The organism is Paraburkholderia sp. WS6 (assembly GCF_030464835.1).
Classification (GTDB): domain Bacteria; phylum Pseudomonadota; class Gammaproteobacteria; order Burkholderiales; family Burkholderiaceae; genus Paraburkholderia; species Paraburkholderia madseniana.
In genome coordinates this window covers 125,473-151,902 of sequence record NZ_JALQCK010000014.1, presented here as the reverse complement: position 1 = coordinate 151,902, position 26,430 = coordinate 125,473, and the positions used below count along the sequence as shown (strand labels likewise).

Here is a 26,430-nt window from a genome sequence, read left to right as displayed (position 1 = left end):
ATTTAAACATAAAATTCGAGTCCTCTCCTGGCACCGACTGACGTCAAAGACATCAGTCCAGAGCAGGCCCTACGGCAGGGGTTCTACAAAGCTTTTCCCCGCAGTGAAATTCACAGTCTTCGCAAGGAACCTAGCTTTCAACTCCGACGGAAGACACTTACGTTGCCCTGCGTTGGTTCTAGCGTAGGTTTCTCCCAACATTCCCACTGAATAAGGCGCAACACAATCGTTTAAGAATTGTTAGATCGGTTGGTTGAAATTAAAAGACTGGCGGATTGGCGGCGAACCTGGCGCTTTTTGGGGTGCGTCGCGCCGCCGTCAGAATCTCCGCGGCAGGCGCGGCCCACACTTTTCACCTGCTGCTTTCAATCTCCGGCATCGGTGCGAATAGCGCGTCGAGGTCGTCGTCGGAGAACTTGGCGGCGCCGGCGGCGTCTTCGGAGAGAATGCTGTCGGCGAGTCCCGCCTTCTGCTCCTGCAACTCCACGATCTTTTCTTCGATGCTGCCCGCTGCGATCAGCTTGTAGACGAATACGGGCTTATCCTGCCCCAGCCGATGGGCGCGGTCGGTCGCCTGATTCTCGGCGGCAGGATTCCACCACGGGTCGTAATGAATCACGGTATCCGCAGCGGTCAGGTTCAGACCCACGCCACCCGCCTTCAGGCTGATCAGGAACAACGGCACCTCGCCTTGCTGGAAGCGCTCGACCGGTGTGATGCGGTCCGTCGTGTCGCCAGTCAGAATGACGTAGGGAATCGCGGCTTCCTCGAGCGCGTCGGCAATCAGCGCCAGCATGCCGGTGAACTGCGAGAACAGCAGCACGCGGCGTCCTTCCTCGATTAATTCAGGCAGCATCGACAGGAGCAAATCGAGCTTGGCCGAACGCGTGACGCGTGCGCCCTTCTCGACCCTTTCCGCTTTTTCCACTTTGCCGCGCTTCTCGGCCGGTTCGCCCAATTCGCCAGGCGCCTCGTCAACCCTGATTTTCCGCACGAGACGCGGGTCGCAGCAAACCTGGCGAAGCTTCAGCAAGGCATCGAGCACGATAATGTGGCTGCGCGCGAGACCCTGCGCGCTGACCGCCGCGCGCACCCGCTCCTGCATTGCCGTACGCACCGTTTCATATAGATCGCGCTGCGCGCCTTCGAGATCGACTGAACAGACGATGGTGGTCTTGGCCGGCAACTCCTTCGCGACCTCGTCCTTACGACGGCGCAGCATGAACGGCCGGATGCGGCGCGCCAGCAGCGCGCGGCGCACGCCGTCACCGTTCTTCTCGATCGGATTGCGCCAGCGTTTGGTGAAGTCTTTCTGGCTGCCGAGAAAGCCCGGCAACAGAAAATCGAACTGCGACCACAGTTCGCCGAGGTGATTCTCCAACGGCGTCCCCGTCAAACACAGCCGATGCCGCGCGCGCAATCCGCGAATCGTCTGCGCGGCTTTGGTGCTGGCATTCTTCACGTACTGCGCCTCGTCGAGGATCAGCAGGTGATAGTCATGCTCGGCGAGCACCTTCTGATCGCGCCACAGCAGCGCGTAAGTCGTAAGAATCAGGTCGTGCTCGCCGATCTGCTCGAAACGCTCCTTGCGCTGCGGGCCGTTCAATATCAGCACTTTCAGGTCGGGCGCGAAGCGGCGCGCTTCCTCGCGCCAGTTGTGCACCAGCGTGGTCGGCACGACGATCAGTGCGGGACGGTCGAGCCGTCCGGCTTCCTTCTCCGCGAGGATATGCGCGAGCGTCTGCACGGTCTTGCCGAGACCCATGTCGTCGGCGAGCACGCCGGCCAGATCGTGTTCGCGCAGAAACTGCATCCAGTTCAGGCCCTGCTGCTGATACGCGCGCAGTTCCGCCTTCAGACCACGCGGTACCGGCACCTCGTGCAATCCCGGGCCGGCCTGCAGACGCTGCGCCAGTTGGCGAATCGAATCGTCGCCCTGGAATTGCCAGCGGCCCGTGCTGTTCAATGCTTCGAGGCGGCCCGCATCGACGGAGGGCACCCGCAGCGGCGCGCCGTCGGCCAACGTGCCGCCCAGTGCGTCGAACAGATCGACCAGCACGCGCACCACCGGCTTCAGCCGGTCGGCGCGCAAACGCAGGCGTTTGTTTTCTTCGGTCCTCAACTCGATCGGTTCGTCGTCGGCGATGGCTTCAAGCGCGCCGCCGAGCCAACGCCGGTCGCGCCGGAACAGATCGGCGAGAAGCGGCTCGAGCCGCACATTGCGCTCGCCGATACGGATGCCCATCTCCAGATCGAACCAGCCGTCGCCCGCCTGCTGCGCGGTGCCGTCGATCGCGTCGATCTCGATGATGTTGTAGCGGAACTCCGGCGCCATCGTCACGCGCCAGCCTTTGCTCACGAGGTCCGGCACAGCGTCGTTGACAAAGGCGGACCAGGATTCGGCATCGGGCAGACCGAGCATTGTGTCCGGCAAAAGCCGCGATGCGTACACGCGACTGGTCGGCACTTTCTGCAGCCCGGTCTTGCGCAGTTCGAGCAAGCGCTTCTTTTCGGCTTCGTAGCGTCGACGGATATGGATGACGTCGCCGCCCGGCATGGGCACGAGGGTGACGCTGCTATCGACATTGATGCTGACGCCGTCGTAATCGAAGCTGACGCCGGCCAGTTCAACGGCCTCTGACTTGCGCTGCCCCGCCTTGGCCGTTGATGGCAGCGCGTGGCTGTTGAGCGTGAGCACCGGCACGGGATCGACGTCGATCACGCGGATCGCGGAGGCGTCGTGCGTGGGCGGCAGCGGCAAATCGGGCGCGATCTCACGCAACACCGAGGCGACGAGCGGCGCTTCGGCGAGTGAGATCGGCGGCATGGCGAGGTAGTCGGGCAACTGCTGGAACGGCAACGACGATTCGACGGTGCCCGCTTCATTCGCGACGCCGTCCACATACCAGATCGGCTCGGTGGGCAGCACCATGGTGGCGCGCGGCTCGGTGCACAGCACGGGCCGCAGGCGTTCGTCCGCAAGTGGCTCCCATTCGATCCGCCCGGGCCGGTTGGCGCCGCGCGACAACGGCGTCGGCCCCTCGTGACCCGGCGCCGGTTTGAACTCGAAAAACAGGCGCCCCGTGGCGATCAGCTTTTGCAACATCTCCGCGCCGCTCGTGCCGCGCAGAATGAACTGGCCGAAATCCTCGCGCGAGCGACCCAGCCAGAGGCCGCGCAGGATCGACAGGTCTTCGTCGGAGACAAACCTGGGTTGCTTGAGCAAGGCAGCTTCCACATTGCCCCAAGGCTCGTCGACTTCGACAATCGTGCCGTCCGGATTGCAGTGCGCCCGGTACAACACGACTTCGTGGCGCATGTGGAACTTGGACCAGTTCAGCAGGTAGGCCAGCGTTTGGGTACGTGCGGCGGCCGCCTTCTGGGCGACCGCATCGGCGGCTTCGGCGCGCGCCCGAAAACGCTCGAGCCAACTGACCAGTTCGGGACGCACGCCGGATGGCGGCTGCATTGCTGTTCCGGACGGCGCCTGCGGATAGTCGGCGGACGGGTGCTCATCGGAGTCGATGTCAGTGTCGACGTTGGTGATGTGGTCCATCTCGTCGTGATACTCGAGCTCGGCGAGCAGCAGCGCGGCGACATGCTTGCAGTTCCGGCCAACCGGGCAACTGCATTCGCTCTGCGCCCAAGGTCTGCCGCCATCGGTACGAAACCGCACCCGCGTGTGATAGGGCAGCACTCGTGAGCCCTGCACGTAGCCGCTGAGCTTGGCGCCGTCCCATTTCACGTTCGTGACGGCGCCGACTGAGCGCGCCTTGGCGACGGTGTGGTCACCCAGCCATTCCGTAATCCGTTCCCGATCGAAGAAAACTGACGACATCAGGGTCCATTCCTTTTCAAGCCGGCGGGGGCAACTGTGCGCGGACGCAGAAGTGGCGCGGCGGCGATGAATGGCGACTGCCCGCACAGTTTCAGCCCGGCATAGGTTGCCCGTGGTAACCCGCCATTTTACGCGTTGCACGCATTTAGCTGTGGAGACGGCTTGGAAGGCGGACTAAGGCGCCGAAAGCGTGGCCCGGGCTAGCACGTAGGCGCAGCGGGCGCGCCGATCAGCGGCCCAGCTTCGGAGGGTCGACGCGATTACCGTTTTCAGCATCCGGCTCGGCGCTGCGTTGTGCAGATGCCCCGACGCTCACTTCCAGCCCCGTTGCCGCGAACACCTGAGCGAGCGCCGGCACCGGGGTTTCGTCGGTGACCAGCAGATCGACCGCGTCCGGGCCGAAAGCATGTACCAGCGCGCTATGGCCGAATTTCGCATGATCCGCCGCGACCACGCGCCGCTCGGCCTGCGCAAAGGCGGCGAGCGAAAACGCGACGTCGGCGGGCAGTGCGTCCATGAAACGGCCCTGCATGTCAATCGCGGTGACCGAGACGATTGCGTAGCGCACATGGAATTGGCGCAGGAAGGCAAGCACGCTGTCACCGAAGGCGGCGGAGTCGTCGGCGCGCAGTTCGCCACCTGCAATGAACACCCGGTTGCCGTTGCGCGGCGCCAGCACGCGAGCGACTTCGATGGAATTGGTCACTACCGTGAGGCGCGAGCGCGCGGTGAGCGCTTGAGCAATATGAAGGCAGGTCGTGCCGCCCTCGAGGATCAGCGAATCGCCGTCCCGCACGAGTTCGCTGATGCGCGCGCCGATCGCCTGCTTGCCCTCACGGCTTGCCACCATGCGCCGCTGGAACGGCGGCTCGTCGAGCCGCTCGGGCAGCATGATGCCGCCATGGACCTTGATAAGCAGGCCGTCGGCGATCAGCGGTTTGATATTGCGGCGGATGGTCTCGTCGGAAACCTCGAAGCGGCCGGCAAGATCGGTGATCGTGCAGGTACGCTCGTCGCGGACGAGTCGCAGGATTTCGGCTTGGCGTTGGGTGGAGAACATAAGGTTCAGGCGATGACTGACGGACGGAGTCTAGCAAAAACGCACACTTAAACGAAGTGAATGTCCACACATTACCAATGAAAACCACATCGAAACTGGCTGTGATTCGTTCTCGTTAATGCAGTTACGCAATGGAAACGACCTTTTAACGCGCGCTACGTAGCGTTTGACCATGACCGTTTTGTGACACAAGTGCTATCCCAGCGAATCCCGGGAATCGTTGCATTCTGTGTTTTTTTGCGGCAAGCTGTGCGCAATCACCCAACCAATTCCCACATATGTCCACATCAATCCCCGCCCACGCCCGTGTCGTCATCATCGGAGGCGGCATCATTGGCTGCTCGGTCGCCTATCACCTGACCAAACTGGGCTGGACCGACGTGGTTCTGCTCGAACAGGGTCAGTTGTCGTGTGGCACGACCTGGCACGCGGCCGGCCTCGTCGGCCAACTGCGCGCGCAGGAAAGCATGACCAAACTGATCCGTTACTCGACCGCGCTCTACGCCGAACTCGAAGCCGATACCGGCCTCGCGACCGGCTGGAAGCAATGTGGCTCGCTCTCGGTGGCCCGCACCGCCGAGCGGATGACGCAGCTCAAGCGCACCGCCGCCGTCGCGCGCGCCTACGGCGTGGCGTGCGACGTGATCAGCCCGCAGGAAGCCGGTGAACTCTGGCCGGTGATGCGCACCGACGACCTGCTCGGCGCCGTCTGGTTGCCCGGCGACGGCAAAGCAAATCCCACCGATCTGACCCAGGCCCTCGCCCGCGGCGCCCGCACGCGCGGTGCACGCATTGTCGAGAACACCCGGATCACGGCGATTCACACGCGCACCGCGCTCGAAGACAAGGCAAACGCCACGACAGGCGCGCGCGAAGTCAGCGGCCTCGCGTGGCGCAACAAGGACGGCGAGGAAGGCACGATCGGCGCGGACATCGTCGTGAATTGCGCGGGCCAATGGGCCAAGGCGGTGGGCCGCCTGTGCGGCGTGACCGTGCCGCTGCACTCGGCCGAGCACTACTACATCGTTACCGAACGCATTGCCGGCGTGCATCCGGACCTGCCGGTGATGCGCGACCCAGACGGCTTCATCTACTTCAAGGAGGAAGTGGGTGGTCTCGTAATGGGCGGCTTCGAACCGAACGCGAAACCGTGGGGCATGAACGGCATCCCGGATAATTTCGAATTCCAGTTGCTGCCCGACGACTGGGATCAGTTCGAAATCCTGATGGAAAATGCGCTACAGCGCGTGCCCGCACTCGAAACAGCGCAAGTGAAGCAGTTCTACAACGGCCCGGAATCGTTCACGCCGGACAACAACTTCATGCTCGGCGAAGCGCCCGAATTGCGGCGCTTTTTCATCGGCGCGGGTTTCAATTCGATGGGGATCGCATCGGCGGGCGGTGCGGGCATGGCGCTCGCCGAATGGATCGTCGCAGGCGAACCGACGATGGACCTGTGGCCGGTCGACATCCGCCGCTTTGCGCGTTTTAACGGCAACGACACCTGGCTGCATGATCGCGTGAAGGAAACGCTCGGCCTGCACTACGCGATGCCGTGGCCAAATCGCGAACTCGACAGCGCGCGGCCGTTCCGCCGCTCGCCACTGTATTCGCTGCTGCGCGATGACGGCGCCTGCTTCGGCAGCAAAATGGGCTGGGAGCGCGCCAACTTTTTCGCGCCGACGCCCGCCGAAGCACAGATCGATTACGCGTTCGGCCAGCAAAACTGGCTGCCGTGGAGCGGCGCCGAACATCGCGCGTGTCGCGAAAGCGTCGCGCTATTCGATATGACGTCGTTCTCCAAATTTCTCGTCAAAGGACGTGATGCGGAAAGCGTGCTGCAAGGCATCGTCGCCAACGATGTAGAGGTACCGCCCGGCACCACGGTCTACACCGGCATGCTCAACGAGCGCGGCACTTACGAATCGGATTTCACGCTCACGCGCCTCGCCGACGATCAATACCTGCTGGTCACCGGCACCGCGCAAACCACACGCGATTTCGACACCATCGAAAAAGCAATTCCGCGCGACAAACACTGCACGCTGGTCGACGTCACCGGCCAATACGCCGTGCTCGCTGTGATGGGCCCGCGCTCACGCGAGTTGCTGCAAAGCGTGTCGAAGGCGGACTGGAGCAGTGAGGCGTTCGCGTTCGGTCAGAGCCGCGAAGTCGATCTCGGTTACGCGACGCTGCGCGCCACCCGCCTCACCTACGTCGGCGAACTCGGTTGGGAACTGTACGTGCCGATCGAGTTCGCGGTCAGCGTGTACGAAACCTTGCAACAGCCAGGCAAGGCACTCGGCCTCGTCAACGCGGGCTACTACGCGATCGACTCTTTGCGCATCGAGAAAGGCTATCGCGCGTGGGGTCGCGAACTGACGCCGGATACGAATCCGTTCGAGGCGGGTCTGTCATTTGCCTGCAAGCTCGATAAGGACATCCCGTTCCGCGGCCGCGACGCGTTGTTGAAATTGCGCGCCGAGCCGCTGCGCCGCCGCATGGTGGTGCTCACCGCCGACGGCGCCGCCGATCGCATGCTGTGGGGCGGCGAAGCCATTCTGCGTGACGGCAAGCCGGTCGGCTTCGTCAGTTCGGCGGCGTTCGGGCACACGCTCGGCTGTCCGGTGGCGATGGGCTATATCAACAATCCGGACGGCGTCGCCGATGCTGCGTATCTGAACAGCGGTCAATACATGATCGACGTCGCCGGCGATCTGCTGCCGGCGACCGTGCATCTGAAGGCGCCTTATGATCCGCGCTCGGAACGGGTGAAGGGCTAACGCCCGCCGCGCGCCATACTCGAAAACACCCCGTCGCGGCGGATCAAACCATGAAACAACGCCGCCGCGAGATGCAACAGCACCGTGGCGAACAGCGCGAATGCGAGCCATGTATGCAATGCACGCAGTAGCGCGAACAACTCCGTGTTATGCGGCGCGATCGGCGGTAAATGCAGGGGGCCGTATAGCGTGATCGGATATCCCGCCGCGGATAGCATCGCCCAACCGATCAACGGCATCGCCGCCATCAGCGCGTAGAGGATCAGATGCGACAGCCTCGCGACGGTACGCTGCGGCGCGGGCATGTCCGCCGGCAACGGCGGACTGCCGCGCCGGATACGCACGCTCACGCGCAGTATCACCAACAGCAGCAGCGCTATCCCAAGCGGCTTGTGAATCGCGATCAGCGTGGTATGCGCCCGCGACACCGTCGCGACCATTCCCACGCCGATAAACAGCATCGCGATGATCAACGGCGCCATCGTCCAATGCAGGAGTCGCGCGAGCGGACTGAAATGGGTACGCGTCGGTGTCATGAACGCTCTCCGTTCGACTTCGTTTGATGAACCTCGGGACGCAGCGATTCTTCGCGCGTGCGGCGCTTATACGACAGCGCGTACGCAGCCGAGCGCGCGGCGAGCAACGGATCGTTGGAAGGCCGGATACCGGCCGGCAAGATGGTCGGATCAAAATTGACATCGCGACAGGCACCGTCCTCCTGCGACGTCGTGTGATCGATCACCAGCGTGCCGGCATCGATATGCTGACGATTGTCGGGCCATTGCATCGTCGCGTCGTCGATGGGATCGCCGGGCTGCGCGACTGTCAGGATCAGATGCCAGCGCAACGGCCCATTTTGCAGACGCTGATCGAGGTCGGCTTCGAGAAAATTCCTCTCTTCCTTTTGTGCATCGGTGATCGGCGCATACGGCGTTTCAGGCACCATCGCCCAACGCACGGCGCGAGTATTGCCCGCACTGTCGGTAAACCGGAAAGCGTTGATGCTGTAGTACGCGGCATTCGCCAGACTCGACGATGGCGGATGGGCCTTCACCCATGCCTGAAACGGTTTGGTTTCCGGATTCGCGGCATAAAACGCCTTCAGCTTTGCAGGGTCCAGTTTGCCGGTCGCGGCATCGGGTTTCGCCGCGACCAGTTGCTGATAGAACTGCTCGGGCGTATGAACCGCGAATACAGGTGTCGAGTTCATTCCGGTGCGCCACTGCTCACCGTTCTGCAACTGGAACAGCAAGGCCATGCTGCGTACCGGTGAACTCGTATCGGGCGCGGACGGATTGCCGCCGGGAACCGCGAAACGGCCGATGACCGGCGTGCGGCCCGGCGCGAATACTGCGGCATGTGAAAGAACCGAACCGGCGCCGCTACTGTCGAAATACCCCGCCACACACAAGCCCTTTGCATGGTTGCGGCGATAGCCGGGATGGGCCTGGCCGGCTACCACTTCGAAGGTATTGATGAAACGTGGCGCGGTGAGCCGCGCAGGTGTCAGCCAGCCTGCCGTATAGGCGAAGCCTCCGGCAAGAACCGCGACGACCGCGCCGATCGCGGCGAGCCGGCATGGCACGCATCGAGGCGCAGCGTTGGGAGCGGATGGTTTTGTCACGACGACTCCTTGACTCTCGGATAGATGCACTCATCGGCAAACACCGAGTTCGGCGATCTATTCCATTCGACATCCGGCGCGTCCGTTCCGTGTGCGCGCCGGCTATCGATACCGTCAATTGACGCTGCCTGCCGGCGCGGTGCTGCTCGCGGCATGGCTCGCGGCGGCCGCCTTGGCGGCAAGTGCTTCCTTGTTGTGCGCGACCTGCTGTGCGAAGATGGGGTTCACATCCGGATACGACGTATCAGTGACGTAGTCAAGGCCGTTCTGCTGGGCTTCGATCAATTCCTGGTACACCTGAGCACGTGTCTTGCCTTCTGCAAAAACACTCGACGAAGCGGCGAGAACGGCAAGGGACAATGCGGCAAAAGCAATCTTCTTCATGATGAACTCCAGAGAGTTTTGTGCGGGTTTGCATGAGGGATAACCACGAGTTCGCGGCTTTTATTCCTGCCTTGGCGCTTCGTAAAAAACAAACTTCGAACGTGGAATAAACCCCCACCTGTGTGTGTTCGCCACTCGATAGCTGAAATCCGACGAATGCCGAAACCATGACCTCAACCGCCCCTCCCGCCGATTCGCCGCTTTCCGAAGCCGACATTCAGGCCTACGCCGATGGCACGCTGACGCCGGAACGCGCTGCTTTTCTGCAGGACTATCTGGGCAAAGATCCGGCGGAAGCACGCCGCGTGGCGTTCTACGGCAGGCTCAACGCGCAGATGCAGCAGGCCTTCCAAACAACTGACGAACCCGTTTCGACCCGCGCCGAAGGATGGCGCGGCGTACTCGACCGATTGAAGGCCGCAAAGCGCCCGGGCAAAGTGTTGAACGCTCTCGGGGCGCTCGTTCTGACACTGGTCGCCGCGAGCGGCTGGCTGGCCGCCACCCAGGTGTCCCGGCAGGCGCTCAACAATGCCGCCGTGATGGCGTTGGCGGAAACCGCCGCCGCACAGTATTCCGCTGCCTCGCCGACGCGAACCGACGTGGCCGCCCCCAACCTCGCGGCGATCGGATTGCGACTGGTGGATCAAAGGGTCCTATCGCTCAGCCCCTTCCAACGCGCCAGCGAATTCATCTATCTGAACGGCGACAACCGCCCCGTCGTGCTGATTTCCACGCTGGCACTGCTGGCTCCGGCCCAGCCGCAGTGGGCCGCCCTGCGTATCGGCGAGATCAGGCTGCTGACCTGGACGGCGCAGCGCCAGCGCTTTGTGGTCGCCGGCGACGCCCGCACCCACGGTCTGATGCGCGCCGCGGACGTGATGACCGTGCGATAGGCCCTCTCTAGGTTTTTGCAACGCTGCAAAAACAACGGAATAAAATGCACCCACGCGTGTTTGCAGTTCGAATGCGCGTGGTGGTTCAATCGACGGCCGCCCACCCGGCGCCCCACGAGAAGCCCACGATTGGGATTGAAAATGGATGTCCGTGACGAGCTGATTGAGCATGTGCCGCGCTTGCGGCGCTATGCGCGAGCGCTGATCAACAATCGCGATCTCGCCGACGACCTGGTGCAGGACACGCTCGAACGCGCGCTCGGCCGGACCGGCATGTTCCAGCCCGGCACCGACCTGCGTGCGTGGCTGTTCACGATCATGCATAACGTGTTCGCCAATCAGGCGCGCAAGGCGTCGGCGCGTGCAGTCCACGTGGCGGTCGACGACGACAGCGTCCACGAAAGCGAATTTGCCGTGCCGTCCGATCAGACCCGTTCGCTGGAAATGCGCGACCTCGACTACGCGTTGCAGCGTCTGCCGATGGAGCAGCGCGAAGTCGTGCTGCTGGTCGGTCTCGAGGAAATGAGCTACGCCGACGTGGCGCTCGCGTTGAACATTCCGATCGGCACGGTCATGTCGCGCCTTTCGCGTGGGCGCGAGCGGCTTCGGGCATTGATGGCGGGCGCGCAGCCCGGTGCAAAACTACAGGTGGTGCGATGAGCGACCAACACACGCCGATCGGCGAACAGGACCTGCACGCGTACGTGGACGGCACGCTGTCCGACGAACGACGCGTCGAGGTGGAGCGCGCGCTCGAACAGAACCCCGAGTTGGCCACACGCGTCAGCGATTATTTCTCGCTGAACAACATGTTTCATGAACGCTATGACCGCGTGCTGAGCGAGCCCGTGCCCAAACGTCTGCAAAAGCCTGTGGCCAGTGGGCGCCGCTGGCGCATAGCCGCCAACTGGCCGCAGTTCGCCGGGATGGCGGCAGCGCTGGTGCTGGGCGTGGGCATCGGCGTCGGCACGCATATGGGACAGGACGTCGTGGCGCCGGTCACCGGCCACTCCGACACGCGCCCGGTCAGTGCGGACAGTTCGGAAATGTTTGCGCGGCAAGCCGCGGTGGCGCATGTGGTCTATATGCCCGCCGTCGACCGTCCAGCCGAAATGACGGCGGATCACGAACAGGATTTCGTGCAGTGGCTGTCCAACCGGCTCGGCACCAATGTGCATCCGCCGATGCTTTCGAAGAGCGGTTTCAATCTTTCGGGCGGGCGTCTGTTGCCAGGCGCCGATGGGCCGACCGCGCAGTTCATGTATCGCGGGCCGAATGGCGAACGCGTGACGCTGTGCATTTCGCATCGTCAGGTGAACTCGAATACCACCGCGTTCAAGCTGTATCAGGACGGTCCGGTGAACGTGTTCTACTGGGTGGACGGCGACTTTGGGTATGCGGTGTCAGGCGGAATCGATCGCAAGGTGCTGTTGCAACTCTCACATGACGTGTACTCGCAATTGACGGGCGCAGCGCCGGGTTGAGATGCCGCACCACGCCGCGACAGCGGGTTCAGTTTGCCGAACTGCTGCCGCGATCGAGCGACGCCGCGCGCATCGCGTCGCTCGGATTGGTGAAGAAGTGCTGGCGCAACTGCGCGATCTGCGCGTCGCGTTGCTGAGGCGGCAAATTCCATTTGTCGATCTGCGCGCGCTGGCTTGAATAGTCCGCATAGCGGGCTTGCCAGGCGTCGTCAGCCTGCTGCATCTGCACGACGCGTTGCGCCGCTTCAGGCCCAAGTGTCTGCGTAATCTGTGCGCGCATCGTATCGAGCGAGCCGCCCTGCTTCTGCGCCTGACTGATCGCGTCGAGTGCGGCCTGCTGCTGGCGTGCCCGTTCGTGGGCCGCGCGTGTTTCCGGCGGCAGTGCCGCGTCTAGTGCGGCGAGACGCGCCGCTTTTTGCGCGGCGCTCAACGAGCCATCTGACGCGATGCGCAGACGCGCCACATCCGTATGTTGCTGCTGCGATTCGGCGCCGAAGAACGGCTCGCTCCATTCGCCCATCAAGCGGGTGCCTAAGGCATCGCGCTGGTCGAGCGAGAGCTGCAGCGCGTCGAGGTCCAGCTTTGCGCCGCTCTGGCTTTGGATTGGCGAGGTTTGTGGCAACTGGTCGAGCGCCGTGCGATAAGCGTTGTAGCGCTGCCAGACAGTCACCGCTTCCTCGGCGGCCGGCGTGCCATCGAGTTGCGCGGCGATCTGCCGACGCACCAATGCATCGAGCGTCGCGGGAGAGATTTCGTTTTGCGCCGTCAGGAAGTAGTCGAAGAAATCGCGGACCGCACGCGTGTGCGCGAGGTGGCCGCGGCCATCGGTCGGCAGATGAGGTGGCGACGAACCGTCGAGCGAAGCGGGCAATGCGCCGGCCGCCGACGTGCCGGCGGCCATGTCCTTGCCCGAAGCTGGTGCGGGTTGCGCAGAACTCGCTGCATTCACCGCATGCAGCGCTGACGCATCATGCGCAGACGGCAGGCGGTTCAGCCACAATGCCGCGCCGCCTGACACCGCACCCACCGCCACGAAAACCAGCCACTGACTCCGCGCGCTGCCTCGCTGCCGATCCAATCGCCGCATCCGTTCACACGCCTTGCGTCTTCAGGCGATTTGCCTGCGTACGAATCACTGCCACCGGGTCGGCCGCATTCGCGCCGCGCACGCCGAGCAACTGGTTGATCTCGTCGAGATGGTTCCACTTGTAGCTCGTGCCAAGCACCTTGCCGTAGAGCGCGCTGCACACTGAGACAAGGCCGTCGTTCTGCCCGGATTGGCGGCTCAGCATGATCGCGCCGGTGCCGTACAAAACGAGTGTCGACGGATCGAGAACGTTGGCGGAATCGATCGGCGCAACACTGGTGTCGGTGGCGCCCGGAATGCCGAGCAGCGAGGTCGGTTGAATCGCACTGCCCGCCCACGAGTACAACAGATGCGTGTTGCCGTTGACGGTTTCAGTCGCGGCGCCCGTTTGGCACGAGCCGGGCGCAGCGAGGCCGTCGCTCGGATAGCGCAAGTTGTAGGCCGCGGCGTTGGCCGTGGTCAGCGTTTGCAGCGCGGCTACCGCATTCTGATTCGTGTTGTGATTACTACTCGTCAGGATGCCGAATATATTCGCAAACGCGCCGATGATCGATGTCGAAAGACCGGTCGGATCTTTTTGCAATGCGTCCTGCACGAAATCGGCGAACTCCGAGCCGCGATGCGGCGTCCCAATCGTGGTGACCGAAGCGACGAGTTCCGGCGCTACCGCAGCGACATAGCGCGAAGTCAAGCCGCCCTGGCTGTGGCCGATCAGATTCACCTTCTGGGCGCCGGTCGCGGCCAGGACCTGTTTCACGTAGGCGAGTAATTGTTCGCCGCGGCCGTTCGGACCGTCGTCGCTCTGAAAGCCCGACAGGTTCGCCACATACACGCTTGCGCCGTGCTGCTGGAGGTCGGACTGAATGCCGTACCAGTAGTCGAGTACGCCGAGATATTTGTCGGTCCCGGTGAGGCCATGGACGAGGATGATCGGATAGCGGGTTGCCGCATAATCGTCGGCGCTGGTGGTCGACGTCGCGGCGACTGCGCGATCGATGGCAACCGGTGTGGCGATTGTGAGAAGCACAGCGAGCGGCGCATTGGCGACAGCGGCCGCGATCGCCCAGGCGACGATGCGAGAACCCTTCGATTTCGACATGTGACGGCCTCCGGTTGCGAAGTCCGCGTATTTAGCTATACAAATCGAGTGAGGGCAATAGAGCGGGAACTCCAAACTGCTTATGCTGCAGTGCGTTTCTAAGGTCTATCGCAGTGTGGCGATGCGACGGGCATTGACGGCATCGAGCTCGACAATGCTTCCTGGATTCGCGCTTGACTTGACCAACTCCCGCGGCGTCACCCCCAACAACCGCCCCATCCAATGCGCCATATGACTCTGATGCGCAAAGCCCGTCTCCAGCGCGATCTGACTCGCGCTCAACCTGCCTTGAAGCAATAGCGCCCTCGCCCGCTCCACTCGCCGTTGCACCACATACTGATGCACCGGCATGCCGAGCGTTTCGCGGAACAGCACCTTGAAATGCGGGACACTCAATTCAGCATGCACCGCCAGTTCGCCAAGCGTGAGGCGCTGATCGAGGTGCGCTTCGATAAACTCGATCACGCGGGCGGCGGTCTTCGGCGCAAGCGTGCGACGTTTGTTCTCGAGTTTGTCGAGCACCGGCGCGCTGCCGATCAGCCGTACCACCATCGCGGTACACAGGCTTTCGGCGTAGAGCGGATCGGACGCATCGTCCGCTTCGAGTTCCGCGCGTAACGCCCAGGCCAGATGCTGAAAACGCGGGTCGCGCATCTGGAACTGCGGACGAAGCCGCGCTTCGCTCGTCTTCAATTCCAGTTGCTCGACGGTCCTCTGTGCGAAGTCTTCGCCGATCCACACACTGAAAATCGTGCAGGCGGCTTCATCGGTCCACTGTCCGTCGACGCCAGCGGGAATCACATCCGCATCGCCATGCGCCTGAATCCGCGAAAAGCGGCGCTCATTGCACATGCAACGCGCCTTGACCGGCGCGCCGACATGCACACCCACGCGATGATGCTTGAGCGCCGGAATCCGGTGCAGCCCGGCCGACACGTTGACCAGGTCCGCGCCGAAGCCCTGCCAGCCGAGCGTCTTGCTCGAGAGCAGCGCGATGCGGGAGCCACTGTGCGGCTGCGGTATCGGTGTCACGGCGTTCATTGCTTTTCCTCGTGGATGGCGGCAAACGTGTGTGCATTGTGCTGCGTTTTTCGCTCCTTCGCTTGGCTCGCACCGCCTCAACACACGTGCTGCGCCGCCACAAAGAAAAACAATCATCCGAATCTGCGCACGACGATCCGTGCCCGCGCGTTTCTCCGTCCCCGTATCCCTAAGATGGCCGCATACCGACCCAGGAAGGAGCTCAACGTGTTCGTGATCTTTGGAGCAGCAGGCAATGTTGGCAGAGTGAGCGCGGCGGCGTTGCGCCGGGCGGGCCGCGAAGTGCGCGCGGTCGTGCGCCACGCCGGACAAGGCGACGTGTTAGCGGAAATCGGCTGTGAAATCGCCATCGCCGATCTGCTCGACCCAGCTTCGGTAGCGCGCGCTATCGAGGGAGCGTACGCGGTACAGATACTGTGCCCAGTGCCGCACGCAGACGCCGATCCCGCAACCACGATGCGGCGCATGATCGACGTGAGCGCGGACGCATTACGCGCCAACCCGCCGCAACGCGTGCTCGCGCTGTCCGACTACGGCGCGGAACACCCGAGCGGCACCGGCATCACGACGATGTTTCACACCCTCGAAACGCAACTCGCGCCCGTTGCCTCACAGTTGACGTTTCTGCGTGCAGCGGAACACATGCACAACTGGGGTCGCGTGCTGCCAATCGCGCTCGCGAGAGGCGCGCTGCCGAGTCTGCATCATCCATTGAGCAAGCTGTATCCGACGGTCGCCGCACAGGATGTCGGGCTGCTGGCCGCCGAACTATTGCTCGACGACAGACCGGCGAAGGTGTCACCACGGGTGGTGAGCATCGAAGGTGAAGCGCGTGTCAGCGCGTTAGACGTCGCGCGTACGCTCGGTGCATTGGCGCACCGTCAGATCACGGCCCACGAAGTGCCACGCGGCGAATGGGCCGCCATGCTCCATGGCGCGGGACTCGGCGAGAACCACGCGCGTCTCATCACGGATCTATACGACGCGCACAACGCGGGCCGCATCGACGTCGAAACGGAGATCAGCGAGCGGCGCTTCGGCGCGACTGCGCTAGCGGATGTGTTTGCGTCGATCCTGGCGCGTGTCGCTGCAACTTCAACTTCAACTTCAAATGCAAACGCAAATACGCGCTAAACGGCACTCGTATCAGGAGGAATGACATGCATACCTGCCCTTTGCTGCGCGCATCGATGGAATCGCGAAAGATCGTAGCGCATCGAATCTCGCGAACGCGCGCGACTACGAGCGCCCGCTATTGGATGGCGATCCGGGCAAGTCTTGCTGGACTGACAGGCTGGCGAGCGCTCAGGGACGTGCTGAACGCAATCCCGGATAGCAACGACGACTTTGGCTTGTTCTGATTCGCCGCGGCTCGATACGCCATAGACACGCTTCAGATGCGTCATCACCGCATCAAAAGGCCGCACTACATTGACAAAACCGACGCCACGACACCGGCCGCCGTTTGCAAACGGTGGCCGGTGCGCATGCGTCAATTATTCGTTCTCGTCGAAGTAGTGCCCAAACTTCAACTGTTTGGTGCGGATATAGCGCTCGTTTTCCTCGCGCATCGGAATCGCCAGCGCGACGCGCTCGCACACCGGAATGCCATGCTTTGACAGCGTGTCGAATTTTTCCGGATTGTTGCTCATCAGGCGAACCGAGGTGACCTTGAGCGTGCGCAGAATGCCTGCCGCGGAATCGTATTCGCGCGAGTCGTCGGGTAAGCCGAGATCGAGATTGGCCTCGACGGTGTCGCGGCCCTGCTCCTGCAACGCATAGGCGCGAATCTTGTTCGACAGGCCAATGCCGCGCCCCTCGTGGCCGCGCAGATACAGCAGCACGCCGCAGCCTTCAGCCGCGATATAGCGCAGCGCCAGATCAAGTTGTTCGCCGCAATCGCAGCGGTACGAGCCGAGCACGTCGCCCGTCAGGCACTCGGAGTGCAGGCGCGTCAACACGGACGACTGGTTTGCGACGTCGCCCATCACGAGCGCGAGATGTTCGGCGCCGCTTTCGGCCACGCGAAACACGTAGGAGGTAAACGTGCCGTAGCGCGTGGGGAGCGTGGCGGTAGCGTCGAGGACGACGCACTCGCCGCTGGGTGCGCCGTCTGTTGCTTGCGACGGATCGTGAGACGTGAGCATGGCGTTGGACAATGGTGCTGACATGAACCCGCAATATTGGGATGCGGTATGGACCGGCAGTTTACCGCTAATCGGCACACCGCGCCCGGATGCCCGCGTGCCGCGTACGAAACCGACGCGCATCACATGGCTACCTGAGTTGAACGCACCGCGCGCCACAGGTATTCCCGAGGTCCGTCCGCCGCACACCGCGCCTATACTGGAATGGCCTGTCCCTCACGCCAGCGCGCCGCATCGGCGTGCTGCACTGCGAAACGGAGTCGCTCCATGACAAGCGTTGCACAGCTTCTTAAAACCAAACCGAACAACACCACCGTCTTCACGGTCGGGGCCGACGATTCTGTCTACGAGGCGATCAAGCTGATGGCTGAAAAAGGCATCGGCGCACTGGTCGTAACGGACGGCGACAGCATCGCCGGGATCGTTACGGAGCGGGACTATGCGCGGAAGGTCGTCCTGCTGGACCGTTCGTCGAAGGCTACGCCGGTGCGCGACATCATGAGCAAAGCCGTGCGCTTCGTCCGTCCCGACCAGACCACCGATGATTGCATGGCCCTGATGACCGAACGGCGCATGCGTCACTTGCCGGTCATCGAAAACGACCGCCTGGTAGGCATGGTATCGATCGGCGACCTGGTGAAGAACATCATCGCCGAGCAGCAATTCACGATTCAGCAACTCGAGTTCTATATCCACGGCGAACGCCCCTGAGGTTCGCGGCATATCGCAGGTCGCGCCGCACGCCGGGCGTCGCACCCTGCCGAAACGGGGCGCAAAAAAAGCCCAATCCTTGAAAAAGGTTGGGCGAAGCTACCTTGCGGCAGCGGAGGTTCCTGAATTGTGGACTGCGAGAATGCACGCCGCATAAAGCGCGCATGTGCCTCGCCACATCACACTGCTGATTGCTTGCAGAACGCGGAACGTGCGCTGAGCTGGTTCACGCACGCCCCGCTTCGATCAGATCAACTGCCGGCCGCACCAGCCGGGCTCCAAACCTAGTTACCGAAATAAACCGACTTCGGGCCGGACGTCGGTTGCAAGACGCCACCCGCTTGTGACGAACCGCTCACCCGGCCACCGTAGCCACTGGTATCCGCGACGGGTTCCTGCGTCTGCGCGACAGCCGGGTTTTGCGCCTGCACACGGCTTTCGGCGGCTTGAACGTCGCGCGGATAGTTCGTGTCGTTGCTGGCGGCCGGGTTGTAACCCGCTTGTTCAAGCTGGATCAACTGATTGCGGACCTCTGCGCGGGTCGCGGGCTGGTCGCTCGACTGGGCGAACGAAGCGACTGGGGTGGCGAGGACGGCTGCAATGGCGATTGCCTTGATGAGCGATTTCATGACTTACCTCCAGATCTGTTTTTTGCTTCGCTTGCCACACCACGTGAGAAGCGAGTGATTTCAGTCTAGTCACCCAATCATCGCGGGAAAACCCTTAATTGCGAGATAGATAATTGTTCAAAACGCAAGAATGCGGCGGAACTTACCGCCAAACTTGATTGAAGGCTTCGTTTTACCGTAATAATTGTCGGAATCGTAACCTTTGCGTCTGACGTTTCGAGAAAGCACCCCCGCTGAGCGTGTTTTGCCGCATTGCCCGGCGAGGATAGTCAGATTTGCGCACTGGTCAATGCGTCGGCGTGCGGCGGTAGCAGCAATTTTCGCGGTCCGCTGACGAACGCGCTGCCGGGTTCGAAAAACCGTAACGGCCGATGCATCTCGCGCGACAAGCCGATGCGCGTCGTCACGCCGATCTGCACATCACCCGTCTCGATCACGCCGATCCACAGGCCATGTCCGCTGCAAAGATCGCGGCCGTCAAACGACTGGTCGATGCCCAAGGCCACGGTGAGCCGGCCGGGACCGCGCGCGAGATCGCGCAACGGCACGCCGGGCCGCCGCGCTTCCATCAACTGCAAGCCCTCCAGCGGTTCGATCGCGCGGAGCAGAATGCCTGCGCCGACCTCTTCCGCTTCCGCAGACATGTTCAGCATGTACGAAAGCCCGTACGTAAGCCGGATATAAGCGTGGCCGGGGGCGAGAAACATCGACCCGTTATACGGGCGGCGGCCTGCAAACGCGTGGCTGGTCGAATCGCCGAGCGGGTACGCCTCGGTTTCGACAATGCGGCCGCTGATACGGCCTTCGGGGAGGTCGTGCACCAGATATTTGCCGATCATGAAACGTGCCAGCGCGACGGTATCGAGCGGCAAATCGTCACGAAGCAATGGGAGGATAGATAGAGGCTGATTCGGCATGCAATTCGGACGAGTCGTTAAGCGCCAGGCGCAGGGTTCGATAGATGCGCGACCTGCCAGTGCAGCAGACACGCCAACGGGCGTGCCACCCGCGCCGCACCAAGCGGTGGAGCGCCATCGGCCTGCCTTCATCGGCCCATTCGTTGTACCAAAACCTCATTTCCAGGCACTGACGCATTCACCATGGCACTAATTGGAGTATCGTGTGTTTCCGGCTTGCAGGACAGCCTTTGCCGGCATGCGTGTGCTTAGGCGCGCCTGATCAGCTTACAGATTGCAAGAAGTCGCTCGATCGCAGCAACGTTCCATTCAGATTTGATCCCGCAGTGCCCGCTGGTGCAGTACACCGGCCCATCCCGGGGCCGTCGTATTCATGACAATAGGAGAGAGTTGAATGAAAGCATTCCAGGCAATCAAGATGGTCGGCGGCGCGCTGATCGTTCTGGCATCCGTCAATGCGTACGCGCAAAGCAGCGACGCTGCTCCGGCGGCCCCCATGGCTGCTTCTTCGGCGCCGAGCGCCAAGGCGGCCAACCGTGCGTTGGGACGCAAGGTGCGCACCGCCCTGTCGAAAACCAAGGGCCTGAGCGTGACCAACATCACCGTGCGCGCACGTGGCGGCGCAGTGACGCTGGCCGGCACGGTGCCTGAGCAACCGCAAGTCGACCTGGCAACCCAGGCCGCGCAAGCCGTGCCGGGCGTGACGTCGGTCAAGAACGCACTGTCGATCCGTCCGGTCGGACAGTAAACCGCTTTAGTCAGTCGTTGCGCTACATCCGGACGCAACGCTTCATCACGAGGCGGCGCGTCCGGACCTAAACATTCGGATTCTTTCCCTGAAACTGCCAACCTGGCAGTGGTGGTCTGATGGAGTTTCACCCATCGAACCCGCGTCGCATTTTCCGCGCAATCCTGCGCGACTCAATCCTTCAGATGCCGATGAGCCGCAGGTTGCCTTGCCGCCTTCGCCACTGCGTCGGCACAATCCGTCGCACGGACTGACAAAACCTCGTCCGCTATGAACTATCCTTTATAATTTAATGCGTTAGGGCGCGTTGTTGACAGGATGGTTTAGGATTTACGCCCGCACCCGTGTCCCATCGGCGCCCGTCCGCGCTTGCTGCGCCAGTCCAATACAAGCAACAAGAACACGCAACGAAAGGAAGCCCTGAATGACCACGCCCGCGACCGTTTTGCCCCGCTGGACCATTGCCGCGCCCTTCGTTGCCTGGATCGTGCTGGGCATCGCGTATGCCTTGCCGGGCAACGGGTTGCTGCTCGCGCTGATCGGGGTCGCACTGTGCGCTGCGGTGTTCACAGCGGTGCACCACGCGGAAGTGGTCGCGCATCGCGTCGGCGAGCCGTTCGGCACACTGGTGCTGGCGGTGGCCGTCACGGTGATCGAAGTCGCGCTGATCGTTTCGGTGATGTTGACGTCCGGGCCGGAAAAGGCCGGGCTTGCGCGCGACACCGTATTCGCCGCGGTGATGATCGTGTGCAATGGGATCGTGGGCATCTGCCTTCTGGTAGGCGGCATCCGGCATCGCGAGCAGGACTTTCAGAGTCGCGGCGCTGCGGCGTCGTTGGCAGTGCTTGCGTCATTGTCCGTGTTGACTCTGGTCATGCCGAACTACACGACGACGAGTGCCGGCCCGGTTTTGTCGTCGTCGCAACTGGCGTTCGCGGGGCTGTCGTCGCTGGTGCTGTATGGGGTGTTCGTGTTCGTCCAGACCGTGCGGCATCGCGATTACTTTCTTGCCGGCGTCCCCGACGAGGACGTCCATGCCGCCCCGCCGAGTGCCGGTGTCGCGCTGGCAGCCGGCGGCTTGCTGGTGGTGTGCCTCGTCGCCGTCGTGTTGCTCGCGAAAGTGCTCTCGCCAGTGGTCGAAACCGCGGTGAAGAATGCGGGCGCGCCGCCGGCGGTGGTCGGCATTATCATTGCCGCGCTGGTGCTGTTGCCGGAAGGGCTCGCCGCCGTGCGCGCGGCGCGCGCCGATCGCTTGCAGAACAGCCTGAATCTCGCGCTCGGTTCGGCGCTGGCCAGTATCGGGTTGACCATCCCAACGGTCGCCGTGGTGTTCTTGTGGACCGCTCAGCCGCTCATCCTAGGTATCGACGGCAAGGAAACTGTGCTGCTGGTGCTCACGTTGATCGTCGGCACCCTGACGCTCAGTTCCGGACGCACGACGATCCTGCAAGGCGCCGTCCATCTGTCGTTGTTCGCGGCGTATCTGTTTCTGTCCTTCGCGCCCTGACGATAAGGCTCGGGGCCGCGCTCTACGCAAACAACCGGCCTCTGTCCTTACTCTTCCCAATGCTCCGCAATCCAGTCGCGGAACAGATTCAGCTTCTGCTGATGCGCGACTGAATCCGGATACACGAAGTAATACCGCCAGCCGGTCTTGAGCACCGTATCGAATGGCCGCACGAGACGCTTGGCCGCGACGTCTTCGTCTATCAAGGCAAGATCGCTGATGGCAACGCCGAAGCCCTGCAAAGCAGCGTTGGTCGCCATGTCGAGCGTGTCGAAGCTCGGGCCGTGCTCAGCATCGATCGCAGGCGCATTCGCGGCATCCACCTCGGTCACCTTGGCGAGCCACATCTTCCAGTCGCGATGGTCGCGCGTTGGATGCAGCAGCGTGTGGCGCGCCAGATCCGCCACCTCGTCCAGCGGTTTGTCTTTCAACAGATCGGGCGCGCACACCGGCGTCAGACGCTCCTCGAATAACGGCACCGCCTGCACGTCCACACCCGGTGACGAGCCATAGATGATCGCCGCGTCGAACGGCTCGAGCTGGAAGTCGACGTCATGCTGCCAGGTGGTGGTGATCTGAACGTGCAGCTCGGGATACTCGGCCTGGAAACGCATGATCTTCGGCAACATCCAGCGCATGACGCAGGTCGGCACTTTCAGCGCGAGATCGGTGCGTTGACGCGTGAGGCGCAGCGATATCTCTTCGATACGCGCGAAGCTCTCCTTCACGGCCGGCAGCAACAGTTCGCCTTCGGCGGTCAGCGTCAGGCCCTTTGCATGGCGCTTGAAGAGCGGAAACTTGTAGTAGTCCTCGAGCGCGATGATTTGCCGGCTGACCGCGCCTTGTGTCAGGCATAGGTGGTCAGCGGCGCGTGTGAAGCTGCGATGCCGCGCGACGGTTTCGAAAATCTGCAACGCATTGAGCGGCGGGAGACGTCGCATCTGGATAAGTCCGGTCAGGGATCAGGAAAAGTCATTGCGCGGGCGGGCGGCCTTGCGTGCCATCACGCCCATCGAGCCCACAGGATACGCGATCAGAATGTTTCGCACGTGTTGTCCGCGGGCAAATATGCATGCATTTCGCTCATGGCCCGGTTATTAATCCGAGTCTGAGCGCCACCGCTTGCACCGACTCAGGGCGCATCCCGCCGGATACCGCACCAGAACCGAGCTTTCCTCATACCTCCCTCCAGCCCGCCTGCGCAAAAAAATCATGGACGTTAACCCCGATACGCCACTGGATTGGCGTTCCCACGGACCACAGCAAAGCCGCCGCTAGCGTCGCGCGACAGCCTACCCATGAGATTCCGTCATGCGTTCCATGCGCATATTTCGTTTGTTGAGGGATTTTGGCAAACCTAGAGTGCATCAACACGCAACGCACCCGGTATCGCGTGAGGTTGGGAACGACGGGCAACGCAAATGGGCGATGCAGCAGCAGCGGTCAGAGCGAATATCACCAGGCAACAGGCGTTCAACACAGGAGACCGCCATGCAAGAGATCAAACGGGGTAGAAGGCAGGCCATCAAGGCAATCGGCGCAGCACTCGCGGCGTCCACATTGCCGATGCCGTTCATCAATGTGCGGGCACAGGAGCACAACTTCTCCGGCAAGACACTGCGCTTGCTGACCTGGTCGGACGACACCGGCGCCGCCGCCTTGCGCAACATCGCCGCCACGTTTACGGCGAAGACCGGCGCCAAGGTGATCGCCGACCGCGCCGACGGCACGTCCGGCATGGTCGCCAAGGTGAAGGCCGCGGGCGATCGCCCCACTTACGACGTCATCACGCTGGCCGGTGTCGGCGCGGCGGGTCTCGGCGACGCGGGCCTGCTGATGAAGCCCGATCTCGACAAGCTGCCGAACCTGAAGGAGGTCGCGCCGCAATACCGCACGGGCGCGAACGGCTTCGGCGTGGGTTATCTGCTGTGGTCGGATGGGTTGATCTACAACACGTCGACGGTCAAGACGGCGCCGTCTTCGTACGAAGCGCTGTGGGACCCGAAGTACGCCGGACGCCTGTTCCTGCCGCCGCCTGAATGGGCCGAAGCGGTGGACCTCGCGATCATCGCCGCGAAAATGAACGGCGGCTCGCAACAGAACATCGAGCCGGGCTTCAAGAAGCTGATGCAGTTGAAAGACCACGTGATGACGCTTGGCGAGAATCCGAACCAGGTGGCCGATCTGTTCCGCACCGGCTCGCTCGATATCGGCGGCATCTATTCGCCGGCCTTTTTCCCGGACCAGATCCGCAAACCCGAGTACAAGATGGGCGTGACCTACGGGATGAAGGAAGGCTTCGCCACGCAGTTGATGTTCACGGTGATCCCGAAGTCGCATCCCGCCGACAGCGATCTGATCCACGCCTTTATCAACCATTCGCTCGATGCCGGTGTGCAAGGCCGCATGGCTGCCGACGTGCTGAACGGACCGGTCAATTCGAAGGCGGTGATTCCGGCCGAGAGCCGCGCGTTCGTGCCAAGCCCGCAGCAGATCGCCGAGAAAGCAATCCTGCATGACGACAAAGCGCTCGCCGTCGTGCAGCCGGCGTGGATCAAGCGCTACACCGAAATTTTCTCGGCATGACCGCGATGCTCGCGCGTTTTTCGCGGCGTGCCTCGTCGGCGTCAGACACTGCGTCCGGTGACGCGTCGGGCGCGGCTTCCGGCTCGCCCGGCGCCGCTTCCCGCGCACCAGACGAGCAGGCGTCCACGGCGCTCGCGAAAGCGCGCCCCTGGATTCTGCTCGCGCCGATCCTGCTGTTTCTGGCCATTCTCGGCGCGGCAGCACTCGTCGTGCTGCGCATGAGCTTCGGTACGCAAGGTAACGAATGGCACGGCTTCACGCTGCAGAACTACGCCGATCTCATCGACGGCTATTTCATGAAGTCGCTGTGGCTCACGCTGCGGCTCGCATTTCAAAGCATGGTCTGCGCCGTGCTGCTGGCGATTCCCGTTGCTCTCGCGATGGCGCGCACCAAGTCGCGGCTGGCGCGGCGGCTGTTGCTCGCGGGCGTGCTGCTGCCCTTGCTCGTCAATCTGCTGCTGCAAGGTTATGGCTGGCTGATCATTCTCGGCCCAGCAGGCCTGCTCAATCACGCGCTGCTCGGCAGCGGCCTCGTCGACCACCCGGTGATGTGGCTGTATCGCGAACACGGCGTGTTGCTCGGTTTGATCCAGACGGCGTTTCCGCTGGCCGTGCTGCCGTTGTCGAGCGCGATGCGCGCGGTTTCGAGCTCGTATGAAGAAGCCGCGGCCACGCTCGGCGCGACGCGTTGGCAAACGCTGCGTCATGTGTTGCTGCCGCTCGCCATGCCGGGACTCGTGTCCGGCGCCCTGCTCGTGTTTGCGTATAACGCCAGCGCCTTCGCCGTGCCCCTGCTGCTCGGCGGACGCCGCGTGCCGATGCTCGCCGTGCTGGTCCACGACCAGGTCGCGCCCTTGCTTAACTGGCCCGCCGCATCCGCATCGGGCGTCGTATTGATGGTCGCGACGCTCACCGTGATGGCACTGTCGCAGCGCCTCGTGCGCCGTACACAACGTCTCGCCGAGGAGCCTCACGCATGAGCACGCCGATCCAGACTCCCCTGGCACGCCCACCGCGCCTGCCGCGTTTGCCGCGTTTGCCGACCACCATGCCCGGCCAGCTCGGCAAGGCCACCGCGCTGCTCGCCGCCATCGTGCTGTTTCTCGCCGCGCTGCCGATCCTGACGATGATCACGATGTCGTTCAGCGCCGCCGACACGCTCGAATTCCCGCCGCACGCCTACGGCCTGCACTGGTATCGCGCGGCGTGGCACAGCTTCGTCTCGCCGGACGCGAGCGACTCCCTCTCGATGGGCGCCGCGCTCAGCACGAGCCTGATCGTCGCGCTCTCGACGATGGTCATCGCCACGCTCGTCTCGGTGCCCGCCGCCTACGCGCTGAGCCGCTACCGTTTTCGCGGCAAGCCCGCGGTCGAACAACTGGTGGCGTTGCCGCTCGTCTATCCGCTGGTGATGCTCGGCCTGTCGCTCTTGCTGGTGTTCAACGTGCTGCCGATCGAACTCGGCGTATTCCGCCTGATCATCGCGCACGTGATTCTGGCGCTGCCTTTCACCGTAAAAAATTGCGCGGCGTCGGTGGCCTCGATCGGCCCGGAGTTCGAGGAAGCCGCCTGCGTGATGGGCGCGAGCCCAAGCCGCGCGCTGATCGACGTGATCCTGCCGCTCATGCGCCCCGGCATTCTCGCCGGCATGCTGTTCGCGTTCATCGTCTCGTTCAATGAATTCACGGTGACGTTCTTCCTGTACGGCATCGACACGATGACGCTGCCGGTGTGGCTCTACAGCCGCACGGTGTCGTCGCTCGATCCGACCGTGTTCTGTTTCGCCGTATTCATCGTCGCGATCGACTTCGCGCTGATCTGGCTGCTCGAAAAGCTGATCGGCGACGAAGGGGTGGCGCTTTGACCGCCTTTTCGATTCACGCTGCGCTGAC

Annotated in this window: 23 protein-coding genes; 11 read left to right on the top strand and 12 right to left on the bottom strand. The window is 62.8% G+C overall.

Annotation, left to right across the window (positions count from 1 at the left end; all coding sequences use genetic code 11):
• Positions 1-352: 352 nt before the first annotated feature.
• Complete coding sequence (locus M0D64_RS18790) at positions 353-3,838, bottom strand: DEAD/DEAH box helicase (RefSeq protein WP_266258825.1); 3,486 nt, start codon at positions 3,836-3,838, stop codon at positions 353-355.
• Between the two features lie 229 nt (positions 3,839-4,067).
• A complete protein-coding gene (locus tag M0D64_RS18785; RefSeq protein ID WP_266258824.1) occupies positions 4,068-4,898 on the bottom strand; it encodes a DeoR/GlpR family DNA-binding transcription regulator in 831 nt (276 codons plus the stop codon).
• 278 nt (positions 4,899-5,176) lie between these two features.
• Between M0D64_RS18785 and M0D64_RS18780 the strand changes: the two genes are divergently transcribed.
• Positions 5,177-7,681: an FAD-dependent oxidoreductase gene (locus M0D64_RS18780; RefSeq protein WP_266258823.1), complete on the top strand. Its 2,505-nt coding sequence runs from the start codon at positions 5,177-5,179 to the stop codon at positions 7,679-7,681.
• Here the strand turns inward: M0D64_RS18780 and M0D64_RS18775 are convergent.
• The 3 genes from M0D64_RS18775 to M0D64_RS18765 form a co-directional block, all read right to left on the bottom strand.
• Positions 7,678-8,217 carry a cytochrome b gene (locus tag M0D64_RS18775; RefSeq protein ID WP_266258822.1) on the bottom strand — a complete coding sequence of 180 codons (540 nt, stop codon included), beginning with the start codon at positions 8,215-8,217 and terminating at the stop codon, positions 7,678-7,680. The genes M0D64_RS18780 and M0D64_RS18775 overlap by 4 nt on opposite strands.
• Positions 8,214-9,305 carry a catalase family peroxidase gene (locus M0D64_RS18770; RefSeq protein ID WP_266258821.1) on the bottom strand — a complete coding sequence of 364 codons (1,092 nt, stop codon included), beginning with the start codon at positions 9,303-9,305 and terminating at the stop codon, positions 8,214-8,216. Before M0D64_RS18770 ends, M0D64_RS18775 begins: the two co-directional genes overlap by 4 nt.
• Before the next feature lie 114 nt (positions 9,306-9,419).
• Positions 9,420-9,689 carry a DUF4148 domain-containing protein gene (locus M0D64_RS18765; RefSeq protein WP_266258820.1) on the bottom strand — a complete coding sequence of 90 codons (270 nt, stop codon included), beginning with the start codon at positions 9,687-9,689 and terminating at the stop codon, positions 9,420-9,422.
• A gap of 167 nt (positions 9,690-9,856) precedes the next feature.
• On the opposite strand from M0D64_RS18765, the gene M0D64_RS18760 reads away from it, so the two are divergent.
• From M0D64_RS18760 to M0D64_RS18750, 3 genes are all read left to right on the top strand, one after another.
• On the top strand, positions 9,857-10,582 hold the full coding sequence (locus tag M0D64_RS18760) for an anti-sigma factor (RefSeq protein WP_266258819.1): 726 nt from the start codon (positions 9,857-9,859) through the stop codon (positions 10,580-10,582).
• A 141-nt stretch (positions 10,583-10,723) separates the two neighbouring features.
• Complete coding sequence (locus M0D64_RS18755; RefSeq protein WP_171926978.1) at positions 10,724-11,242, top strand: sigma-70 family RNA polymerase sigma factor; 519 nt, start codon at positions 10,724-10,726, stop codon at positions 11,240-11,242.
• Positions 11,239-12,066, top strand: coding sequence for an anti-sigma factor (locus M0D64_RS18750; RefSeq protein WP_266258818.1), 828 nt, complete (start codon positions 11,239-11,241; stop codon positions 12,064-12,066). Before M0D64_RS18755 ends, M0D64_RS18750 begins: the two co-directional genes overlap by 4 nt.
• A 28-nt stretch (positions 12,067-12,094) precedes the next feature.
• Here the strand turns inward: M0D64_RS18750 and M0D64_RS18745 are convergent, their stop codons facing one another.
• From M0D64_RS18745 to M0D64_RS18735, 3 genes are all read right to left on the bottom strand, one after another.
• A complete protein-coding gene (locus M0D64_RS18745; RefSeq protein ID WP_266258852.1) occupies positions 12,095-13,066 on the bottom strand; it encodes a lipase secretion chaperone in 972 nt (323 codons plus the stop codon).
• A gap of 91 nt (positions 13,067-13,157) precedes the next feature.
• Positions 13,158-14,252 carry a triacylglycerol lipase gene (locus tag M0D64_RS18740; RefSeq protein WP_266258817.1) on the bottom strand — a complete coding sequence of 365 codons (1,095 nt, stop codon included), beginning with the start codon at positions 14,250-14,252 and terminating at the stop codon, positions 13,158-13,160.
• 105 nt (positions 14,253-14,357) lie between these two features.
• Complete coding sequence (locus tag M0D64_RS18735) at positions 14,358-15,293, bottom strand: AraC family transcriptional regulator (protein WP_266258816.1); 936 nt, start codon at positions 15,291-15,293, stop codon at positions 14,358-14,360.
• A gap of 207 nt (positions 15,294-15,500) precedes the next feature.
• On the opposite strand from M0D64_RS18735, the gene M0D64_RS18730 reads away from it, so the two are divergent.
• Complete coding sequence (locus tag M0D64_RS18730; RefSeq protein ID WP_266258815.1) at positions 15,501-16,427, top strand: NAD(P)H-binding protein; 927 nt, start codon at positions 15,501-15,503, stop codon at positions 16,425-16,427.
• A 362-nt stretch (positions 16,428-16,789) separates the two neighbouring features.
• Here the strand turns inward: M0D64_RS18730 and ribA are convergent, their stop codons facing one another.
• Positions 16,790-17,440, bottom strand: coding sequence for a GTP cyclohydrolase II (ribA, locus tag M0D64_RS18725; RefSeq protein ID WP_154565331.1), 651 nt, complete (start codon positions 17,438-17,440; stop codon positions 16,790-16,792).
• A 267-nt stretch (positions 17,441-17,707) separates the two neighbouring features.
• Here ribA and M0D64_RS18720 point away from each other — a divergent pair, with 267 nt between their 5' ends.
• On the top strand, positions 17,708-18,151 hold the full coding sequence (locus tag M0D64_RS18720) for a CBS domain-containing protein (protein ID WP_154565306.1): 444 nt from the start codon (positions 17,708-17,710) through the stop codon (positions 18,149-18,151).
• A gap of 284 nt (positions 18,152-18,435) precedes the next feature.
• Here the strand turns inward: M0D64_RS18720 and M0D64_RS18715 are convergent, their stop codons facing one another.
• Positions 18,436-18,780, bottom strand: a complete 345-nt coding sequence (locus M0D64_RS18715) for a DUF4148 domain-containing protein (RefSeq protein ID WP_266258814.1) — start codon at positions 18,778-18,780, stop codon at positions 18,436-18,438.
• 269 nt (positions 18,781-19,049) lie between these two features.
• Complete coding sequence (locus tag M0D64_RS18710; RefSeq protein WP_266258813.1) at positions 19,050-19,697, bottom strand: DNA-3-methyladenine glycosylase; 648 nt, start codon at positions 19,695-19,697, stop codon at positions 19,050-19,052.
• Positions 19,698-20,091: 394 nt separating this feature from the next.
• On the opposite strand from M0D64_RS18710, the gene M0D64_RS18705 reads away from it, so the two are divergent.
• Positions 20,092-20,445, top strand: coding sequence for a BON domain-containing protein (locus M0D64_RS18705; RefSeq protein WP_266258812.1), 354 nt, complete (start codon positions 20,092-20,094; stop codon positions 20,443-20,445).
• 424 nt (positions 20,446-20,869) lie between these two features.
• Positions 20,870-21,952 (top strand): calcium:proton antiporter, encoded by a 1,083-nt coding sequence (locus M0D64_RS18700; RefSeq protein WP_266258811.1) that lies wholly within the window; start codon positions 20,870-20,872, stop codon positions 21,950-21,952.
• A 47-nt stretch (positions 21,953-21,999) separates the two neighbouring features.
• On the opposite strand, the gene M0D64_RS18695 is transcribed toward M0D64_RS18700, so the two are convergent.
• Positions 22,000-22,893, bottom strand: coding sequence for a LysR substrate-binding domain-containing protein (locus tag M0D64_RS18695; RefSeq protein WP_266258810.1), 894 nt, complete (start codon positions 22,891-22,893; stop codon positions 22,000-22,002).
• 550 nt (positions 22,894-23,443) lie between these two features.
• On the opposite strand from M0D64_RS18695, the gene M0D64_RS18690 reads away from it, so the two are divergent.
• The 3 genes from M0D64_RS18690 to M0D64_RS18680 are packed head-to-tail and all read left to right on the top strand — an operon-like array spanning position 23,444 to position 26,402.
• Positions 23,444-24,538, top strand: a complete 1,095-nt coding sequence (locus M0D64_RS18690) for a PotD/PotF family extracellular solute-binding protein (RefSeq protein ID WP_171926988.1) — start codon at positions 23,444-23,446, stop codon at positions 24,536-24,538.
• Complete coding sequence (locus M0D64_RS18685; protein WP_266258809.1) at positions 24,535-25,518, top strand: ABC transporter permease; 984 nt, start codon at positions 24,535-24,537, stop codon at positions 25,516-25,518. Before M0D64_RS18690 ends, M0D64_RS18685 begins: the two co-directional genes overlap by 4 nt.
• On the top strand, positions 25,515-26,402 hold the full coding sequence (locus M0D64_RS18680) for an ABC transporter permease (RefSeq protein WP_266258808.1): 888 nt from the start codon (positions 25,515-25,517) through the stop codon (positions 26,400-26,402). Before M0D64_RS18685 ends, M0D64_RS18680 begins: the two co-directional genes overlap by 4 nt.
• The last annotated feature ends 28 nt before the right edge of the window (positions 26,403-26,430 follow it).

Excerpts from the sequence above, each read along its gene's own strand:
- M0D64_RS18790 (WP_266258825.1), bottom strand. The coding sequence starts at position 3,838 with ATGTCGTCAGTTTTCTTCGATCGGGAACGGATTACGGAATGGCTGGGT.
- M0D64_RS18785 (WP_266258824.1), bottom strand. The coding sequence starts at position 4,898 with ATGTTCTCCACCCAACGCCAAGCCGAAATCCTGCGACTCGTCCGCGAC.
- M0D64_RS18780 (WP_266258823.1), top strand. The coding sequence starts at position 5,177 with ATGTCCACATCAATCCCCGCCCACGCCCGTGTCGTCATCATCGGAGGC.
- M0D64_RS18775 (WP_266258822.1), bottom strand. The coding sequence starts at position 8,217 with ATGACACCGACGCGTACCCATTTCAGTCCGCTCGCGCGACTCCTGCAT.
- M0D64_RS18765 (WP_266258820.1), bottom strand. The coding sequence starts at position 9,689 with ATGAAGAAGATTGCTTTTGCCGCATTGTCCCTTGCCGTTCTCGCCGCT.
- M0D64_RS18760 (WP_266258819.1), top strand. The coding sequence starts at position 9,857 with ATGACCTCAACCGCCCCTCCCGCCGATTCGCCGCTTTCCGAAGCCGAC.
- M0D64_RS18755 (WP_171926978.1), top strand. The coding sequence starts at position 10,724 with ATGGATGTCCGTGACGAGCTGATTGAGCATGTGCCGCGCTTGCGGCGC.
- M0D64_RS18750 (WP_266258818.1), top strand. The coding sequence starts at position 11,239 with ATGAGCGACCAACACACGCCGATCGGCGAACAGGACCTGCACGCGTAC.
- M0D64_RS18740 (WP_266258817.1), bottom strand. The coding sequence starts at position 14,252 with ATGTCGAAATCGAAGGGTTCTCGCATCGTCGCCTGGGCGATCGCGGCC.
- M0D64_RS18735 (WP_266258816.1), bottom strand. The coding sequence starts at position 15,293 with ATGAACGCCGTGACACCGATACCGCAGCCGCACAGTGGCTCCCGCATC.
- ribA (WP_154565331.1), bottom strand. The coding sequence starts at position 17,440 with ATGCTCACGTCTCACGATCCGTCGCAAGCAACAGACGGCGCACCCAGC.
- M0D64_RS18720 (WP_154565306.1), top strand. The coding sequence starts at position 17,708 with ATGACAAGCGTTGCACAGCTTCTTAAAACCAAACCGAACAACACCACC.
- M0D64_RS18715 (WP_266258814.1), bottom strand. The coding sequence starts at position 18,780 with ATGAAATCGCTCATCAAGGCAATCGCCATTGCAGCCGTCCTCGCCACC.
- M0D64_RS18710 (WP_266258813.1), bottom strand. The coding sequence starts at position 19,697 with ATGCCGAATCAGCCTCTATCTATCCTCCCATTGCTTCGTGACGATTTG.
- M0D64_RS18705 (WP_266258812.1), top strand. The coding sequence starts at position 20,092 with ATGAAAGCATTCCAGGCAATCAAGATGGTCGGCGGCGCGCTGATCGTT.
- M0D64_RS18700 (WP_266258811.1), top strand. The coding sequence starts at position 20,870 with ATGACCACGCCCGCGACCGTTTTGCCCCGCTGGACCATTGCCGCGCCC.
- M0D64_RS18695 (WP_266258810.1), bottom strand. The coding sequence starts at position 22,893 with ATGCGACGTCTCCCGCCGCTCAATGCGTTGCAGATTTTCGAAACCGTC.
- M0D64_RS18690 (WP_171926988.1), top strand. The coding sequence starts at position 23,444 with ATGCAAGAGATCAAACGGGGTAGAAGGCAGGCCATCAAGGCAATCGGC.
- M0D64_RS18685 (WP_266258809.1), top strand. The coding sequence starts at position 24,535 with ATGACCGCGATGCTCGCGCGTTTTTCGCGGCGTGCCTCGTCGGCGTCA.
- M0D64_RS18680 (WP_266258808.1), top strand. The coding sequence starts at position 25,515 with ATGAGCACGCCGATCCAGACTCCCCTGGCACGCCCACCGCGCCTGCCG.